At 48.3% G+C, this 16,756-nt stretch carries 13 protein-coding genes; 4 read left to right on the forward strand and 9 right to left on the reverse strand.

The annotated features are described in order from the left end of the window. Window positions 1-179 precede the first annotated feature (179 nt). The gene (locus S7335_RS08740; protein WP_006456091.1) at window positions 180-1,091 is read left to right on the forward strand and encodes a peptidoglycan recognition family protein; all 912 of its coding nucleotides are present in this window, start codon (window positions 180-182) and stop codon (window positions 1,089-1,091) included. A gap of 85 nt (window positions 1,092-1,176) precedes the next feature. Here the strand turns inward: S7335_RS08740 and ylqF are convergent, their stop codons facing one another. Further along, window positions 1,177-2,067 (reverse strand): ribosome biogenesis GTPase YlqF, encoded by an 891-nt coding sequence (gene ylqF / locus S7335_RS08745; RefSeq protein ID WP_006456739.1) that lies wholly within the window; start codon window positions 2,065-2,067, stop codon window positions 1,177-1,179. 59 nt (window positions 2,068-2,126) lie between these two features. After that, window positions 2,127-2,534: a universal stress protein gene (locus S7335_RS08750; protein ID WP_006453413.1), complete on the reverse strand. Its 408-nt coding sequence runs from the start codon at window positions 2,532-2,534 to the stop codon at window positions 2,127-2,129. Between the two features lie 298 nt (window positions 2,535-2,832). Here S7335_RS08750 and pgk point away from each other — a divergent pair, with 298 nt between their 5' ends. Then, on the forward strand, window positions 2,833-4,038 hold the full coding sequence (pgk, locus tag S7335_RS08755; RefSeq protein ID WP_006456361.1) for a phosphoglycerate kinase: 1,206 nt from the start codon (window positions 2,833-2,835) through the stop codon (window positions 4,036-4,038). 368 nt (window positions 4,039-4,406) lie between these two features. Beyond that, entirely contained in the window at window positions 4,407-7,433 is a 3,027-nt protein-coding gene (locus S7335_RS08760) for an esterase-like activity of phytase family protein (protein ID WP_006457424.1), read from the forward strand. 71 nt (window positions 7,434-7,504) lie between these two features. Here S7335_RS08760 and S7335_RS08765 read toward each other — a convergent pair whose 3' ends face one another. Genes S7335_RS08765 through S7335_RS08775 form a run of 3 tightly spaced genes read right to left on the reverse strand, consistent with a single transcriptional unit; the run spans window position 7,505 to window position 10,248 of the window. After that, entirely contained in the window at window positions 7,505-8,344 is an 840-nt protein-coding gene (locus S7335_RS08765) for a carbohydrate ABC transporter permease (protein WP_006455659.1), read from the reverse strand. Between the two features lie 43 nt (window positions 8,345-8,387). Further along, complete coding sequence (locus S7335_RS08770; RefSeq protein WP_006457692.1) at window positions 8,388-9,293, reverse strand: Tab2/Atab2 family RNA-binding protein; 906 nt, start codon at window positions 9,291-9,293, stop codon at window positions 8,388-8,390. Window positions 9,294-9,333: 40 nt separating this feature from the next. Beyond that, window positions 9,334-10,248: a S1 RNA-binding domain-containing protein gene (locus S7335_RS08775; RefSeq protein ID WP_006457126.1), complete on the reverse strand. Its 915-nt coding sequence runs from the start codon at window positions 10,246-10,248 to the stop codon at window positions 9,334-9,336. A 320-nt stretch (window positions 10,249-10,568) separates the two neighbouring features. Between S7335_RS08775 and S7335_RS08780 the strand changes: the two genes are divergently transcribed. Further along, window positions 10,569-11,552, forward strand: a complete 984-nt coding sequence (locus S7335_RS08780; RefSeq protein WP_006454431.1) for a GntR family transcriptional regulator — start codon at window positions 10,569-10,571, stop codon at window positions 11,550-11,552. Window positions 11,553-11,625: 73 nt separating this feature from the next. Here S7335_RS08780 and S7335_RS08785 read toward each other — a convergent pair whose 3' ends face one another. The 4 genes from S7335_RS08785 to tig all read right to left on the reverse strand — a co-directional run bounded on the left by S7335_RS08785 (window position 11,626) and on the right by tig (window position 16,346). Beyond that, window positions 11,626-12,495: an alpha/beta fold hydrolase gene (locus S7335_RS08785; RefSeq protein WP_006453564.1), complete on the reverse strand. Its 870-nt coding sequence runs from the start codon at window positions 12,493-12,495 to the stop codon at window positions 11,626-11,628. Between the two features lie 93 nt (window positions 12,496-12,588). Continuing rightward, on the reverse strand, window positions 12,589-13,920 hold the full coding sequence (gene clpX, locus S7335_RS08790; RefSeq protein ID WP_006454134.1) for an ATP-dependent protease ATP-binding subunit ClpX: 1,332 nt from the start codon (window positions 13,918-13,920) through the stop codon (window positions 12,589-12,591). 5 nt (window positions 13,921-13,925) lie between these two features. Next, window positions 13,926-14,735 (reverse strand): ATP-dependent Clp endopeptidase proteolytic subunit ClpP, encoded by an 810-nt coding sequence (gene clpP, locus S7335_RS08795; protein ID WP_006453468.1) that lies wholly within the window; start codon window positions 14,733-14,735, stop codon window positions 13,926-13,928. 147 nt (window positions 14,736-14,882) lie between these two features. Beyond that, window positions 14,883-16,346 (reverse strand): trigger factor, encoded by a 1,464-nt coding sequence (gene tig / locus S7335_RS08800; protein WP_006456625.1) that lies wholly within the window; start codon window positions 16,344-16,346, stop codon window positions 14,883-14,885. Window positions 16,347-16,756 lie beyond the last annotated feature (410 nt).

Below are 16,756 nucleotides of genomic sequence, written 5' to 3' on the forward strand. Positions count from 1 at the left end.
AGTTTCCCTGCTTGCAACATTGCCGATAGCCGATAGCTCGTCAGAGCGATGTTAGCTAGCCCCAAAGTAAGATCAGCCGATCTTCAAACAAAATTGATAAGACCGTCTCCTTGAGCATTTGACCGGACGCTAGTATGGGGAATAATATTTCTTAATTATTGCTTTCTAGCGAGTCCCCTATGCGTCGTTCTTGGTTAGTTTGGGCTGCTAGCACCGTGGCTTTTGTTCTAACGGTCCTAATAGTTGTATCGACTGGATCGCTTAGCGATACGAGTTCAGTGAGCAGCCAATCGCACAATCCTTCTATGTTTTCTGCGAGGGCAGAAAATACGATAACAGAGGAGGGATCCAAATACGAGATTGCCGCTAACAAGCTTGTAAGGCAACCGACTACAGGTAGTCGCTCCCGAAGCAATCATGCTCAAAAGACGCCCACGCAGACGGCTCCAGGTGACAATTCATCTAGTCAAGCTTCACTTAGCACCAGTGCAGCTACAAGCTATCAACCAAAGGAAGTCTTGCAGCTAGCCGATCCGAGTAACTATGGGGAGCGCTTTACGGTTGATGTCAACGGTACTCCAGTTAGCAATGACTTCATCGTAGTGCTACATGAAACAGTGGGCTCTGCATCTAGCGCACTTAATCTCTTCGCAAGGCACCACCCTCGTGATGAAGACCAAGTTAGCTATCACAGTCTAATTAGCTTAGATGGCACAATCTACTATGTTGTTCCGCCAGAACAGCGAGCTTTTGGTGCAGGGAATTCTAGCTTTCGGACAACCGCTGGCGAGGAGACAGTTACTACTAATCCTGGGTTTCCGAGCTCTGTCAACAATTTTGCCTACCATATCTCTTTAGAGACACCGCCAGACGGCCAGAACAATAGTTACAGCAAACACAGCGGCTATACTGAGGCGCAGTATCAATCTTTGGCATGGCTACTAGCTAGGACAACTGTCCCAGACTACCGAATCACGACTCATAAAGCAGTCGATCGATCTGGCTCACGTAGCGATCCGAGATCCTATGACCCCACTCGGCTATATGCTTTACTGCATCAGTATCCTAGCCGTACAGCATATAGTTATTAGTCCTGCTGCTAGTTGTGTCACTACGCTCGCTTGTTAGAGGATTAGAGCGTGTATAGCAAGCGCGGATGCATACTCAAAAAGAAGGCTACGCCTGCGTACCTGGAGGTAATTCCAAGCTCAAATTGCCCAGTACGCCTTTGCGAAATTCGGTTAATAGTTTTCTGGCGGCCCGTTCTTGGCTGTTTTGAAATTTGTGCTCAGCTAGTCGGAACAAGTAGGTTTCGCCTGTGCAGTTGGCTGGGTCTAGCTCATAACGAGACTGAAGCGCCTGCATTCGAAGGGGAAGTTTGGCAGTCCCTGCACCGATTTCATCTTGGTCTAATTCTTTGAGAAGCTCGACAAAAGCAGCGGCAACCCTTTGTGTATCGTAAGCAGCTTCGCCAATATCGTCACAGATAGCAAGCTTGAGGGCGGCTTTTTGGTCTGTTAGCTGGGCAGGAATGATCCCAGGAGCATCTAGCAGTTCGATCTCGTCTGAAATCCTGACCCAGCGAAGCTGCCGGGTAATCCCTGCTTTACGAGCGCTCTCGACAATTTTGCGCTTGAGTAGTCGGTTGATTAAGGCAGATTTTCCAACATTAGGAAAGCCAATAACAACGGCGCGGACTGGGCGCGATCGCATACCTCGATCTTTTCGTCGCTGATTCATTGCCGCTCCTGCCTGCTGAGCGGCCTTTGCGATCTGTCCAACGCCTTTTCCCTGATTAGCATTGGTGTAGTAGGCGGTCTGCCCATTGGCTTTGAACCAGGCTTGCCAGCGATCGCGCATCTGAGGCGCAATCATATCTACCCGATTGACCACCAGTACTCGCTTTTTATCCCCCAGCCACCTATCTAAATCTGGATGCAGCGTTGCTAAGGGAATTCTGGCATCGCGCACTTCTAGTACTACATCAACTCGCTTAATCTGCTCTTGCAGTGCCTTCTCGGCCTTTGCAATATGTCCTGGGTACCACTGAATTGCCGGAGTCGCCATAGTAGAGCTGAGTTGTCAGAATCGCTAGATTAGATAGCTTAAGGCTTCAACGATACTGTTTATGGAACGACTAGTACAGGGCAAGGCGATAGATTGATAACCCGGTTGCTGACGCTTTCTTCAGCGCCATCTTCGATCAATCCGGTCCCTCGACAGCCCATCACAATCAGATCAGCAGAGACCTCGTCAGCGACGTCGCAGATAATAAAGGCCGGATTTCCCTCGCGCTCAACCGTTTGAGCGGTGAAGCCTCGCTGTTCAAAAACGGTTTTGCTTTGAGCTAACAGTGAGGCTACCGCTTCAGTAGAGGTCTGCTCAGGATGAGCCGGATCGCTCTGCTCTTGGGGCTCAACGACAGAGAGCACCACCACTTTAGAACCGCAAAGCTGCGCCATATCGAGCGCAGTCTGCAAGACCTTTTTAGCACTTGGACTAGAGTCGATTGAAAGAAGGAGCGTTTTGTACATAGAGATTGAAGCTGGGAGGGTGGATCTAAAGTTTCTACAGGTTTGTTTCCAAAAGAGATCACAGACTTCTGTAAACTAATAGACACATAGGCAATTTTACGCACTCGCTCGTAGCGCATAAGGCTCATAGAACCCTAACTGCGATATGAAGATAGCAAGCGTAAAACCGTCTTAACAGACACTTATTACAGCCTTACGCATCCGCCAAAAGCGCACTGTATCAACAGTAGACAAGCTTTGCCCCGCTTTCAGCGTTGATGCACATAAACGTTACATATTTTTTAGGAGAGTATTTTCTGTGGCCAAGAAAGCGCTAGCTGATCTATCTGCATCTGACGTTTCTGGAAAGCGAGTGCTAGTACGCGCCGACTTCAACGTTCCTCTTGATGATGCGGGCAATATTACTGACGATACTCGCATCAGGGCTGCCCTTCCAACCATCCAAGACCTTACTTCCAAGGGTGCAAAAGTTATCTTGGCCAGCCACTTCGGTCGCCCCAAGGGTAAGGTCGTTGAGAGCATGCGCTTAACGCCTGTAGCTGCGCGTCTTTCTGAAAAGCTAGGCCAAGATGTGATCAAATGTGACGACTGCATCGGCGACGAAGTTGCTGCCAAGATTGCCGAGATGAAAGATGGGGATGTTGCCCTGTTGGAGAATGTCCGTTTCTATGATGGCGAGACGAATAACGAGCCTGAGTTTGCGAAGCAGTTAGCTGCGAATGCTGATCTTTATGTGAATGATGCGTTCGGAACCGCTCACCGCGCTCATGCGTCTACAGCAGGGGTGACTGAGTATCTCAGTCCAGCAGTAGCTGGTTCGTTGATCGAAAAAGAGCTGAAGTTTTTGCAAGAAACTGTCGATAATCCTCAGCGCCCTTTAGCGGCGATTGTAGGGGGCTCTAAGGTCTCTTCTAAAATCGGTGTCATTGAAACGTTATTGGACAAGGTCGATAAGCTCTTTATCGGTGGCGGTATGATCTTTACCTTTTTCAAGGCGCGGGGTATTGGGGTTGGAAGCTCCCTAGTAGAAGAAGACAAGCTAGATCTAGCCAAAAAGCTAGAAGCAAAAGCAAAAGAAAAAGGCGTTGAGTTCTTACTGCCAACCGACGTAATCGTGGCTGATAAGTTTGCTGCAGACGCTAATACTCAGACCGTGAGCGTTGAGAACATTCCCGACGGCTGGATGGGGCTAGATATCGGTCCCGATTCGGTAAAGACTTTCCAGGACGCGCTGGCTGACTGCAAAAGCGTCATTTGGAACGGGCCAATGGGCGTGTTTGAGATGGAAGCATTTGCCAAAGGCACAACGGGTATTGCCACTACGCTAGCTGGCCTTACTGACAAGGGCTGTATCACTATCATTGGCGGCGGCGACTCCGTAGCAGCCGTTGAGCAAGCAGGTCTTGCGGACAAAATGAGTCACATCTCTACAGGTGGCGGCGCTAGCTTGGAACTGCTCGAAGGTAAGACACTGCCTGGTATTGCAGCTTTGGATGAAGCATAACTGACTAGCCACATACGTAGTTAGATAAGCTGAAGTTAAATAATCATTAAATAATCAAAGGTTGCCTGCGTTGGTTCAAGGTGTAGGCAACCTTTGCTTTTATGTAAGTGCCGCTGTTCTGACGCTTATCTGCTCAAGCGCATTCTATGGCTTGCTGTGAATGATGTAGGGTATATCGCCTGGATCGGAGCAACCAGCAACTGGTATTTCTGACTATCTGCCTGAGAGCGATTGCTAAGAGTGACTTGCACAATGTAACAAGTGTTTTCGCTTAAAGAGGCGATCGCCTCCTCTTAATCTCCAAATGAGACTCTCCCATCGTTAAAGGCGAAACGCCGTAGATATAGACATTGGGAGTTCTGTGAATAATGGCAAACCTTGCACAAGCTAATTCAGCCGCTTCTGTTGCTGAATTAGAGGGCTTTGCGTCTCTACCTGCTGATACGTTTGCGGAAGGTCCGCCGACAGGTGAAGGAATTAGTGCTAATGGACGTACTGGTCCTTTCCTGGGTCCGCCAGTACAAGGATTTAGCGGAGTACAGTTTGCTCCAGGCAGTGATGGGTCCACGTACTGGTTTCTTTCCGACAATGGCTTTGGGTCTAAAACAAATAGCGCTGACTACTTGCAAAGACTGTATCAAGTCGATCCAAACTTTGCAGGGTCTGAAGAGGGCGATGGCACTGTAGACGTTCAGAGCTTCGTGCAGTTGAGCGATCCCAACGGTCTAATTCCTTTTGATATTGAGCAAGGCGATACAGCTAAGCGCAACTTAACAGGTGCTGATTTTGACATTGAATCTTTTGTCATTGATGCAAACGGTGAGATTTGGATTGGTGAAGAGTTTGGTCCCTACGTTTTGCATTTTGATGCAGAAGGCAAACTGCTAGAAGCGCCGATTCCCACACCAAACATCACTAGCTTCAACACGCTTGATGGCCAAGCGCCGATTGTAATTGGTCACCGAGGTGCGAGCAGTGAACTGCCCGAGCACACGCTAGAGGCCTATCAGCTAGCGATGGCGCAGGGAGCTGATTTTGTTGAGCCTGATTTAGTCACGACTAGCGATGGGGTGCTGATCGCTCGACATGAGCCCGTTCTTGATGACACTACCAACGTAGCTGAGGTCTTTGGTGAGGACCGGATGTCCACCAAGACTCTGGATGGCGTTGAGCTAACAGCTTACTTCGCAGAAGACTTCACGCTAGAAGAAATCAAGCAACTGCGGGCGGTGCAGTCCCTTGACTTCCGCGATCCTGCTTTTGACGGTCAGTTCGAGATTCCGACTTTCCAAGAAGTTATCGAGCTAGTGCAGCAGTTCGAGGCCGATACTGGTAAACGGGTTGGTATCTACCCAGAAACTAAACATCCTACTTTCTTTGACTTACAGGGTCTTTCACTCGAAGAGCCCCTGGTTGGGACGCTACAAGAAGCTGGATTTACCGACCCAAACCGCATTTTCATCCAGTCTTTTGAGTTCCAAAACCTGATCGAACTTCAGGGCATGCTAGATGCCGAGGGTCTTGGTGCTCTACCGCTAGTACAGCTCTATGGCAACACACAGGCTGATGCACCTGTCGAGGATGGGTTTTCTGCGCCATTCGACATTCGCTACAACATAGCTGAAGGCAATGATTTAGAAGCTATCTATGGTCAAGACTTTCTGGATGCCGTCGAGAATGAGCTATCCGAGAGCACTGTTTACAGCGACTTAGATGATGCTGATTTTCTTAAGCTGATCAGCGAAAAGTATGCGGAAGGCGCTGGGCCTTGGAAAAACAACTTTGTTCTGCGCGAAGCGTTAGATACGCCTGTTGATGGTAACGGTGATGGCGTTGCTGAAATTACGACTCAGCTCACGGGTGAAATTGGCTCTTTTGTAGACGATGCTCACGCAGCAGGCTTGCAGGTTCATCCCTATACGCTACGCAATGAAGAGCGCTTTCTCACGCTCAACGCGGACGGCACACCCCAAACACCAGAACAGGAGTTTGTTCAGCTGACTCAGATTGGTGTAGACGGCTTTTTTACTGATTTCCCTGAGACGGGCGCTGATATCGTTGCTCAGCTAACTGCGGACCTGGTCTATTCTCCTGACCACCCTGATGTACTAGTGGGTGACGTGGAGTCTAATCTGCCTCGCTCTCGTGGGTATGAAGGGATGGCCTTTAGCCCTGATCGCACGACGCTCTATCCTATGCTAGAAGGCACTGTGCTAGGCGATCCTGATAGTTCTGTGCGGATCTATGAATTCGATGTCGAGAGCAGCACATTTGAAGGGTTGGTAGGCTTGTATCAGATGGAAGCGCCGAGCCATGCCATCGGTGATTTCACGCCGATCAACGCTACTGAGTTCTTGGTGATTGAGCGAGATGGTGAACAAGGAGATGATGCTGAGTTCAAGCAGATTTTCAAGGTCAACTTATCGGCGCTAGATGAAGATGGTTTTGTTCAAAAAGAAGCTGTTGTTGATCTATTAAACATTGCCGATCCGAATGATCTCAATGACGATGGTCAGACGACTTTTGACTTTCCTTTTGTCACGATTGAGGATGTTCTGGTCCTCGATGAAGATACCATTTTGGTCGCCAACGACAACAATTATCCGTTTTCGATTGGACGCGATCGCAACGGCGAAATCATAGACAACAACGAAATCATTCAGATCAAACTCGATCAGCCCCTAGTGCTTGATGCTCGCTTAGGGGTTGATGGGCTCGGCCAATTTGTGGCAACAGGTCAAACTATTGTCGGTACTGTCGGCAATGATACGCTCGCCGGCGATCGCTTAGATGACCAGCTCACAGGTAGTCTGGGCGATGATGTCATCAGAGGTGAGGTTGGCGATGATCAGATCTTTGGCGATTTTGATGATTCGAGTACAGCTAATGGCGGTGGTAACGACGCTATCTTCGCAGGCGGTGGCGCAGACGAGGTAGTGGGTGGTGCAGGAGATGACATACTCTACGGCAACCCAGGTATGGACATAGTTTTGGGTGGTGACGGTGACGATCTGTTATCTGGTGGACTCGGCGACGACCTACTAGACGGTGGCTTAGGCAGCGACAGAATTTATGGAAATGCGGGTCGAGATATGCTCGTAGGTGGTGATGGCGATGATCTATTAGTCGGTGGCAAGAGCATAGATACGCTCTTTGGCGGGGCAGGCAACGACATTTTTGCGGTAGAAACTGGTAGAGCAGCAGACGTGATTATGGATTTCTCTAGCGAAGACTCGATTGCACTGATCGGGTCTTTGACGTTTGGTCAGCTTTCTTTCACCACTAAAGGCCACGACGTATTGATCTCAGTCGGCAACGATGAGCTTGCAAGGGTAATGAATACCAGTATTAGCGATTTTACAGATCCCACCTTTGTGAGCCTTATCATTGTGTAGAGCGACTCTTCTAAAAAAGGTAGGCAAGGTAAGAGACATCATCGTGCCTTGCCTGTCTGATGACACCACCATTATCCTTTAACACCACTACCAGCCTCTGAAGGCACAATGTAGCGCTGCGCCGCAACGAAGAACAAGATAATCGGCGCGATCGAGATAACTGAGCCCGCTGCGATTAATCGCCAGTCTAGCGAGAAACTTCCGGCTAGCCGAGCCACACCCAGCGGCAAGGTGTAATATTCTGGCCGATCCAAAATCAGCAGTGGCCAAAGAAAATCACTCCATGAACCGATAAAGACAAAGATTGCGAGTGTCACTAAGGCCGGTCGCACAGATGGAATCATGATGTGCCACCAGATGCCAAGCTCAGTGCAGCCATCGATACGAGCGGCTTCTTCTAGCTCTTTGGGTACGGACTGAAATGCCTGGCGCATTAGGAAGATACCGAAAGCTGATGCAATTGAAGGAAAGATAGCGCCAATATAGCTATTAGTCAGTCCTAGCTGCACGGTAAGGATGTAGAGCGGAATCATCACGATTTGAAAGGGGATCAAAATCGTGGAAACGACTAAGGAAAATAGAACTTCTCTTCCCTTGAAGTTCAACCGAGCCAGTGGATAGGCTGCTAGCGAACACAATAGGAGGTTGAGAGCAACGGTGACAACAGCAATAAGAGTGCTGTTGAAGAAGTAGCGGCCAAAGGGATTGGATTGCCAAACTCTAATAAAGTTGTCGACTGTAGGAGAGGTTGGGAGGAACTGTGGAGGAAACTGGAAAAGGTTTTCAGTGGGACCTTTGAAAGCGGTACTGACTAGCCAAAGCAGCGGGAGAAGCATGAGTAGGGCGATCGCACCCAAAATCCCATACATCAAAACAGCGCTTCCCCAGCCCTTAGTATCTACCTGTGCCATTTAATCAACCTATGCCATTTACCTAAATCCCTTCTGGGTACCTCTACCCAAATGCTTTGGTCTGCATCAGCCACATCCCCGCAAACGTTTCAGATTCTGGGCTATCTTGCACCGCAATGAAGTGTACGTTGTTTGCTGCTGCTTTTGCGTTCTCGAACCGCAGTCCTTCTGCCTGCGTCTCTGGTGTTACCAAATCTGCTAGCAGCCAAGTCTCGATTGTCCCGGTATCCATCAGCAACCGAGCAGTGTCCGTATTTTTAGAAACGTAGTTCGAGGATTCTTCTTTACCGGCTCTAACACCGGCAATTTCTAACCCAGACATCCAGGCTGCTAGGGGCGTGGCCCGGTTCGAGTAGATAATGAATCCTGGGATTGGCGTATCAGGTTCTACGCCAGCAATCTCTAGCGGAAAAGCTTCTTTGAAGGCGACATCCCAATCGCCCATATCAGCAAACTCTTTCGCAGGTAAGGTAACTAGCGCCCACTGCTGGCCAATCAAGGCATCTGGCAAAGGATTCACCACATCGATTGGCTTAGCCACTGAAGCAGAAGCACTTGGCTTGTATCTGGGTTCATTTGGATAGACGTTGACTTTACGGTCTTCTAGCCACTGCTGCAAGGCTAGCGTTCGGCGGCTGGGATAAGATAGCAACCCCGCTTCTTCGCAAGCTCTTTTGATCATGTTTTGCATCTGATAGCGAAAGTACCGCACTTTAGTAGGCGAGTCAGCAGATTCTGAAGCAGACTGGGCGATCGCCTCTTCAATCGCGGCCTGCAGCGTCTCCGAATTCACCTCGCTATTCGACACGTACTTGCTATAGCGAAACAGGTTTGCAGGGTCGTCCTCCACCGACTGTAACCCTTCGCAGATTAAGATCTCCCAACGTTTCTTATTTTGCTCGTCTAAAACTGGTCTGGAATAAAAATCCAGCTCCCAAACAGTACCCATAGGTATCTAAAGCCAATTACTGTTTTAATGATCACCTCAGCTAATGATCACTATCAGCTACCACCTTAGCAGCGTTCTTGGCTCGCTCCTCAGCCTCGGCCATCATCGTTGATAGATCTTTTAGTATCTCTCCTGGATACTTCTCTAATACCTGAGTCGATAGCGCAATTCGCCCTCTCTGCTCATCGATGTTCAGCACGACTGCCTTAATCGGATCGCCTACCTTGAACACATCACCTAAGGCAGAGATATAGCTTTTACTAATCTGCTTGATATGTAGCAAGCCGGAGGCTCCACCAAAATCGACAAATGCGCCAAACGGCTTGAGTGATGCAATCGTTCCTTCGATTAGCTCGCCTTTTGTCAAACTGCTCATTGCAGTTGCTCTAGCAGCTATTCGCTCAGAGAGTAATAGTTTGTTTTTCTCTTCGTCGACCTCTAAGAAAGCGGCATTGATGGTTGCGCCCATTAGGGTATCGAGATCTTCGACGCGGCGTGCTAAGTGAGATCTTGGAATAAATGCACGCAATCCGCTGACATCGGCAGTAACGCCGCCTTTATTACTTCCAGAAATAGTGACCTCTAGCACATCGCCGTTCTCTTGGCGCTCGCGCAGACGCTCCCATAGCTCTTTTATCTCCATTGCACGAATAGAAATTACCAGTTGTCCATTGGCATCTTGATCTCGAATGATCAAGAATTTTCGCTCTGTTCCAATGGGTAAAATCTCTTCAAGAAGAATATCAGAGTCTATCGAGGCTTCTTTAGTCGGTAAAAAAGCTGCAGACTTACCACCGATGTCCACATAAGCTCCATCAGATTCGTGGGTCTCAACTTTACCAGTAATTACGCTGCCCCGCGAAAACTGATAGTCTTGCTGCTCTAGAGCTTTTGCGAAATCTTCGGCTGAAAACAACGGAGAAATCTCCCAGGTCAAATTAAATAGGTTTTCCAAATATATCGCAGGTCTTGGTCTATCTTGCTATCGTCAAGAATTGTTGAGCATACCCTTGCAAAGTCGCATCGTCCGCAGTGAAGGGCAAATTCTTGATTAATCTCTAAGCTAGAGTAGATGTCGATAGAGAGATGTCCTGATACATTAGGTTGTCTTAGTAGGTGTTCCCTAGCGGCGCAAAGCTAGATAGGAACGCACTGCTGCGTGTCACTTGCGTGTCACTTTGCCTGATGCTCTAAATTAGGTTTAGCTGATACATGTGTTTCTGCCAAAGTGACAGATGCTACAAATAACAGATGCCGTCATGGGAGCGCGTTATAGTGGTCCAGTTCCATATTCAAACCGATAGCGAAATACCTGCATCCACCCAGCTCTACGATCAGATTTGGTTTGCGATTGCCTCTCGACAATATCCACCTGAATATCGCCTACCTAGCACCCGCCAACTGGCTATGCAAACCGGGCTTCATCGTAATACCATCAGCAAGGTTTATCGCCAGCTAGAAGAGGCGGGTGTTGTCGAAGCCATGCCAGGTTCGGGCATATACGTTCGCGCTGAAGGGACTACCGAAATTGTCAAACCTGGTTCACCGCTACTTGAAAAGTTTCCAAAGGCTCAAGAACTAGTAGAAAATAGCTTAGATGAACTTTTGCGTCAGGGCTGTTCTTTGCACCAGGCCCGTGAACTGTTTATGACCGAGGTCGATTGGCGGCTTCGCTGTAGTGCCAGGGTGTTGGTTACGATTCAAAAAGAAGACGGTGCCGGCGAATTGATGGTGCGAGAGCTAGAACAAGCGCTGAAGATTCCGGTACAGCTTGTGCCCTTAGAAGAGCTTGACCAAGTGTTGTCTCAGACTCGGTCTGGAACGGTGGTGACCAGTCGATACTTTATTAGTGAGGCCGAGGCGATCGCCGCGCCCAAATCCGTCCGTGTCATTCCTATCGACATCTACGACTACGCTAAAGAACGCGAGATGCTCAAAAAACTGCCTAAGGACACCTGTCTGGGTCTTGTTAGTCTTAGCACTGGTATCATCCGTATTGCCGAAGTGCTCTCTTACAGCCTACGCGGCGACGACATCCTCGTAATGACTGCTCAGACCCAAGACGAGCAAAAGCTTAGCGCTGTCGTCCGAAGTACCCAGACTATCGTTGCGCTTGACACCGCTAGCTACCCGGCTATCAAAGACGCCCTCCTCGCTGCTCGCAACGATATTATTCGACCTCCAGAGATCATCCGCTGCGAAAATTATATTGGTGAGAAGTCAATCGAGCTATTGAAGCGAGAACTAGGCCTGGATTGAGCATTTGGCTCTCTAACCTATAGCAAGTGGCACTTGTAGCGAGCCGCACTTGGATCTAAGCAGTTAGTCCAATTTAGGGAAGTTCGGTGTCGGTCAAAAACGAATTTGTGATCTGTAGATAGCTTTCTGGATCTTCCAGCATGGGAAAGTGAGCTGTGTTTGGCATCATCACGTATGTGATTTGATCGCTCATTTCAGCAGCTTCTTTACCTAGCTTCGCTGGGGTAATTTTGTCATACTCCCCCGAAACCATTAACGTGGGGACTTTGAGTGAGGAAAAGGCAAGGGGCATCGATTCCGTTGCGTGCTTGCTGACGGCAGCTTTTAGCGTACCGAGCGAGGTTGGGCCGTCGGCCATGATGAAATCTTCTAGAAAAGCTTTCTTTTCCGCTAGCGGAATTGAGCCTTTTAGAAAGCGCTGCATGAACATTTGGGGCGCAAAAGGAACTTTGCCAAGCCATTTGGGACGAAAGGCAACCACGTAGCCGCCGAATAGATAGAAGGCTTCAAATGCCCATTTTTGATAGGGAAAACTGCCATTACAAGTGAGGATGGCTTTTCTGACGCGCTCTGGATATCGATCGAGGAAATAAAGACCAATGGAGCCGCCCATCGAATGCGCATTTATGTAGATAGGCGCTGTGAGGTTCAATTTGTCTAGCAAAGCATTGAGGTCTTCGGCAAAGCTTTCTAGTGTGGTTAGTTCTGGGTTGGCAATCAGGTGTTCTGGCGAGGGGGCTTGTGATCGCCCGAACCCCCTCTGGTCATATAGCAAACAATCAAACCTATCTTTGATGGCCTCAGCCGTAGAGTGCCAATAGCGGGCGGACCCTGCCCACCCATGCAAAAAGACCATCACTGGCTTTTCGTGATTACCAGGATGGTCTTGAGTAGAAATCCATTCGTAATAATGATCGACGCCGTTGACGCTGACGTAGGACATCGCTACTGTTCACCTGCTAATGTTCGCCTTTTCTGTTTCAAGAATCACCAGTTAATAGCCACAACCTCTGACAAGCCCACTATGTAGACATAACTATGCAGATTCTGGTTCTGGTAAGGAAGAGGGATGCATCAGTAAATCGGCCGTGGAGCGATTCTCAACCATTTCGCGGGTGATTGTGCAGGTCTTGACGTCATCTCGTGAGGGCAGTTCGTACATCACATCCAGCATAATTTCTTCAATAATGCTGCGCAGCGCCCGCGCACCCGTTTTGCGGTTGAAGGCTTCTTTGGCGATCGCCCGAATCGCGTCCGGCTCAAACTCTAGCTCCACATCATCCATCCGCATCAGTTTTTTAAACTGCTTTACCAACGCATTCTTGGGCTCTGTCAAAATAGCCACTAGCGTCTTTTCATCTAGCGGCTCTACAATCGAAACCGCTGGAATTCGTCCAATAAACTCAGGAATTATCCCAAACTTGACAATATCGTCCGGCTCTAGATCTTGCAGTGTCAAAGAAGACTTTGCGTCACTGTTAATTTCTCTGCCCGGTTGCACGAAGCCCATCGACTTCTTCCCAATTCGCTGCTCTACGATCTTGTCGAGCCCTACAAACGCACCGCCGCACACAAACAAGATATTGCGCGTGTCGATCTGAATACAGTCCTGATAAGGATGCTTGCGCCCCCCCTGAGGCGGCACATTCGCCACCGTACCTTCCAACATCTTGAGCAATGCCTGTTGAACCCCCTCTCCCGATACATCGCGGGTGATTGAAGGGTTCTCACTCTTACGCGCAATCTTATCAATCTCATCAATGTAGATGATGCCGCGCTGAGCTTCTTCTACATCGAGATTTGCGACCTGCAGTAGTCTTAGCAAGATGTTCTCTACATCTTCTCCTACATAGCCCGCTTCGGTAAGCGTAGTCGCATCAGCCACCGCAAACGGCACTTCTAATATGGCTGCTAGCGTTTGGGCCAAGAGTGTTTTACCGCACCCAGTCGGACCGATCAGCAAGATATTCGATTTTTGCAGTTCAATATCATCTTCAGCTTCTTCCCCTTCCGCCTGAACGCTTAGACGTTTGTAGTGGTTATAAACCGCAACGGAGAGAACTTTTTTGGCTTCGTCTTGACCGATGACATGCTCATCTAGATACGACTTGATCTCCCGCGGTTTCGGAATTTGGCCTAAAGACAGCCTAGAAGATGACTTTCGCCGCTTTTCAGGAGACTGATCCCGGCGAGGAGCGGGCGAAGCAACAGACGAATTAGAGTCAAACAACTCCTCATCCAAAATCTCATTGCAAAGGTCTACGCACTCATCGCAAACGTAAACCCCGGGGCCTGCAATCAGCTTACGTACTTGCTCTTGCGATTTGCCACAAAAGGAGCACTTTAAATGGGAGTCGTACTTTGACATAACCGTTATCCTACTGCGCTCAGCTTAGTATCGGAGAGCATTTGCCTACTAACGACTTGATCAATCAAACCGTATTCCTTTGCTTCTTCTGCAGACATAAAGAAATCACGTTCAGTATCTGCCTCAATTCGACTAATATCTTGACCTGTATGGTCAGCTAGCATCTCATTCAAACGCTTTTTGAGATATAAGATCTCACGCGCCTGAATTTCAATATCAGCCGATTGCCCCTGGGCGCCACCTGAAGGCTGGTGAATCATGATTCGGGCGCTTGGCAAGGACATTCGCTTGCCTTTAGCTCCGCCTGAGAGTAAAAACGCACCCATGCTAGCTGCTAAGCCAAAGCAAATCGTTACAACATCTGGGCGAATCTGCTGCATGGTGTCGTAGATAGCCATGCCTGCTGTTACCGAACCACCCGGAGAGTTGATATAGAGCTGTACATCTTTTTCTGGATCTTCAGCGTCCAAAAACAACAGTTGAGCCACAATCGAATCAGCAATATCATCCATGACCGGCGTTCCGAGAAAAACGATCCGTTCTCTGAGCAATCGTGAGTAAATATCGAAGGCACGCTCGCCCCGCCCCGATTGCTCAACCACCATCGGTAGCATGCTCCGGGTGGACGCATGAAAACCAGAAAACCCTGCTCCTAAGTTAGCCGGTTGACAGTTAGCCGATTGACTATAGTTACTTTTCATTTGGTCGATGCTTTGATCCGTGATCGCCTTCTTACTAGGCGTCTTATTTACGAGGCTTCCCCAGTAGAGATCTTGAGGTTTTGATAGCCCGTACAATTGAGTCGATTTGTCCATATAAATTTTAAGTGAGCAGCTGCCTGCATACAGGCCTAATGTACCGCATCTAAACTAGAACTGAAGTTAAGACGCGGTAACACTCTAGCGAAGTCATCGTACATTCGACATGGATAGCATCTTACCTCTAAAGCATAATTGACCTAGCTAATCATCTACTACCTCAACCTCTACAGCTTGAGCTTCGATTGGTTCTGTATCTATTTCTTCTGTTTCTGGTGCTGATACTGAGGCGCTTTCGGCATCAGTATCAGCCGATTCTGAAGGGTCTTCAGGCGTTTCTTCCGGAGCTAGCGAACCTTCAGGAACCAATTCAATCTCTGAGTTTTCCTTTAACCAGGCTAGAATTTTTTCTTTTAGCAAATCTTCGTTGACAACCTGATTCAACCGCTCTGGATCAACCTGACTAGGATCATCTACTTCAGCCATCATCTCTTCGGTCCGCTCAGTGACTTCTTCGTCAGTCACCGCAATTGATTCTTGCTTGGCAATCTCACCGAGTGCAAGGGTTCGACGTAAGCGCTCGATTGCCTCTGGCTTGGAACTCTCGCGCATGTTATCAACCAGCTCTTTCGTTAAGAACTGATTGATGTCAATGCCCTGACGGCTAAGCTGCATAACGGTTTGGGTAACAATGAAATCTACCTCCCGCATGACCAAAGACTTAGGGATTTCGGCCTCAACGTGCTTAACTAGCTCGTTTAGAAGGGCTTCCTCAATATTCCTGTCAGTAGTGGCGATCGCCTCTTCCTGATAGCGCTCTTCAAGAGACTGACGTAATTCTTCGAGCGTTTCAAATTCACTGACCTCCTCTGCGAAATCATCGTCTAAATCAGGCAGCTCCTTTTCCTTGAGTTCTTTAAGTGTGATTTCAAAGGTTGCAGGTTTGCCCGCCAGCTCTGCTTGAGGATAGTCTTCTGGGAAGGTGACTTCTACTTCCTTAGACTCCTCTAGTTTCATCCCGACAATGCCCTCTACAAAGCCAGGAATAAAGCGGCCTTCCTTGATCTCAACTTGAAAATCTTGAGCGCTTCCCCCCTCAAATTCTTCTAGTTCACCTGATTCATTTGCAGCTTTTCCCACAAAATCAACGACCGTTACATCCCCTTCTTTAGCAGTTCTATCTTCGACAGGAACTAATGTCGCCAGATTTTCACGGTAGCCCTCTATAGTTTCATCGACCCGACTATCTTTCGGTTTAACTTCTTCGGCTTTCACAGAAAGATCTTTGTATTTACTTAGAGCCACTCGCGGCGGTACATCGACAGAGGCTTTGATAACAAAAGGCTCACCAGGGGTGTAGCTACTGACTAGAGATTCAAAATCCGATTGCAGTTGATAGTTGCCTAAGGCCTCTATTTCTTCTTGCTTAATGGCTTTTTCAATGACTGTCTGGAGCATGTCTTCTAGCGCAGCTGCTTTTAGCTGCACAGCGCCAATTCGTTGAATCAAAATTTGACGAGGGACTTTGCCTTTTCGAAACCCAGGAATATTGGCTGACTTCATATAGTCGCGCAGCACTTTTTCATATCCCTGCTTAGATAGCTCAGCGGGGACTTCTATTTCTAGTCCGACTTGGCTATCGGGCAGATTTTCCTGGGTAACTTTCATTTACAAATACGTTGGGTGGGGATAATGGAAATAGCTGGTGCGATGTAACTGGTGCAATATAGCTGACGTACGTGAACAGGGTAAGATGCAGGCTATTCATCGCAGTTAGACATCATAACCTGATTTACTTTATTTATTTTTTGAATAGATTTTATGACCGGTCAGTTCTCTAACCTATCGGCCTTAACTTTTTTGCAGGGTTGAAACAAGTGGCATAGTAATCGACTAGCAGAATAGAAGACCATTTCTACTGAGGCACTTCAGACCATTTCTACTGAGGCACTTCCCTTCAAGGTATATTGTTAGAACATTGCTTCATAGTGGACTTGAGATTAAGCCTATTAGGTCTGTCCGCACATGCAACTGCATCGTAAAGATATTTAGCTTTGGTCTGTTTAGTCTGGTCTATC

This window comes from Synechococcus sp. PCC 7335, assembly GCF_000155595.1.
GTDB lineage: Bacteria > Cyanobacteriota > Cyanobacteriia > Phormidesmidales > Phormidesmidaceae > Phormidesmis.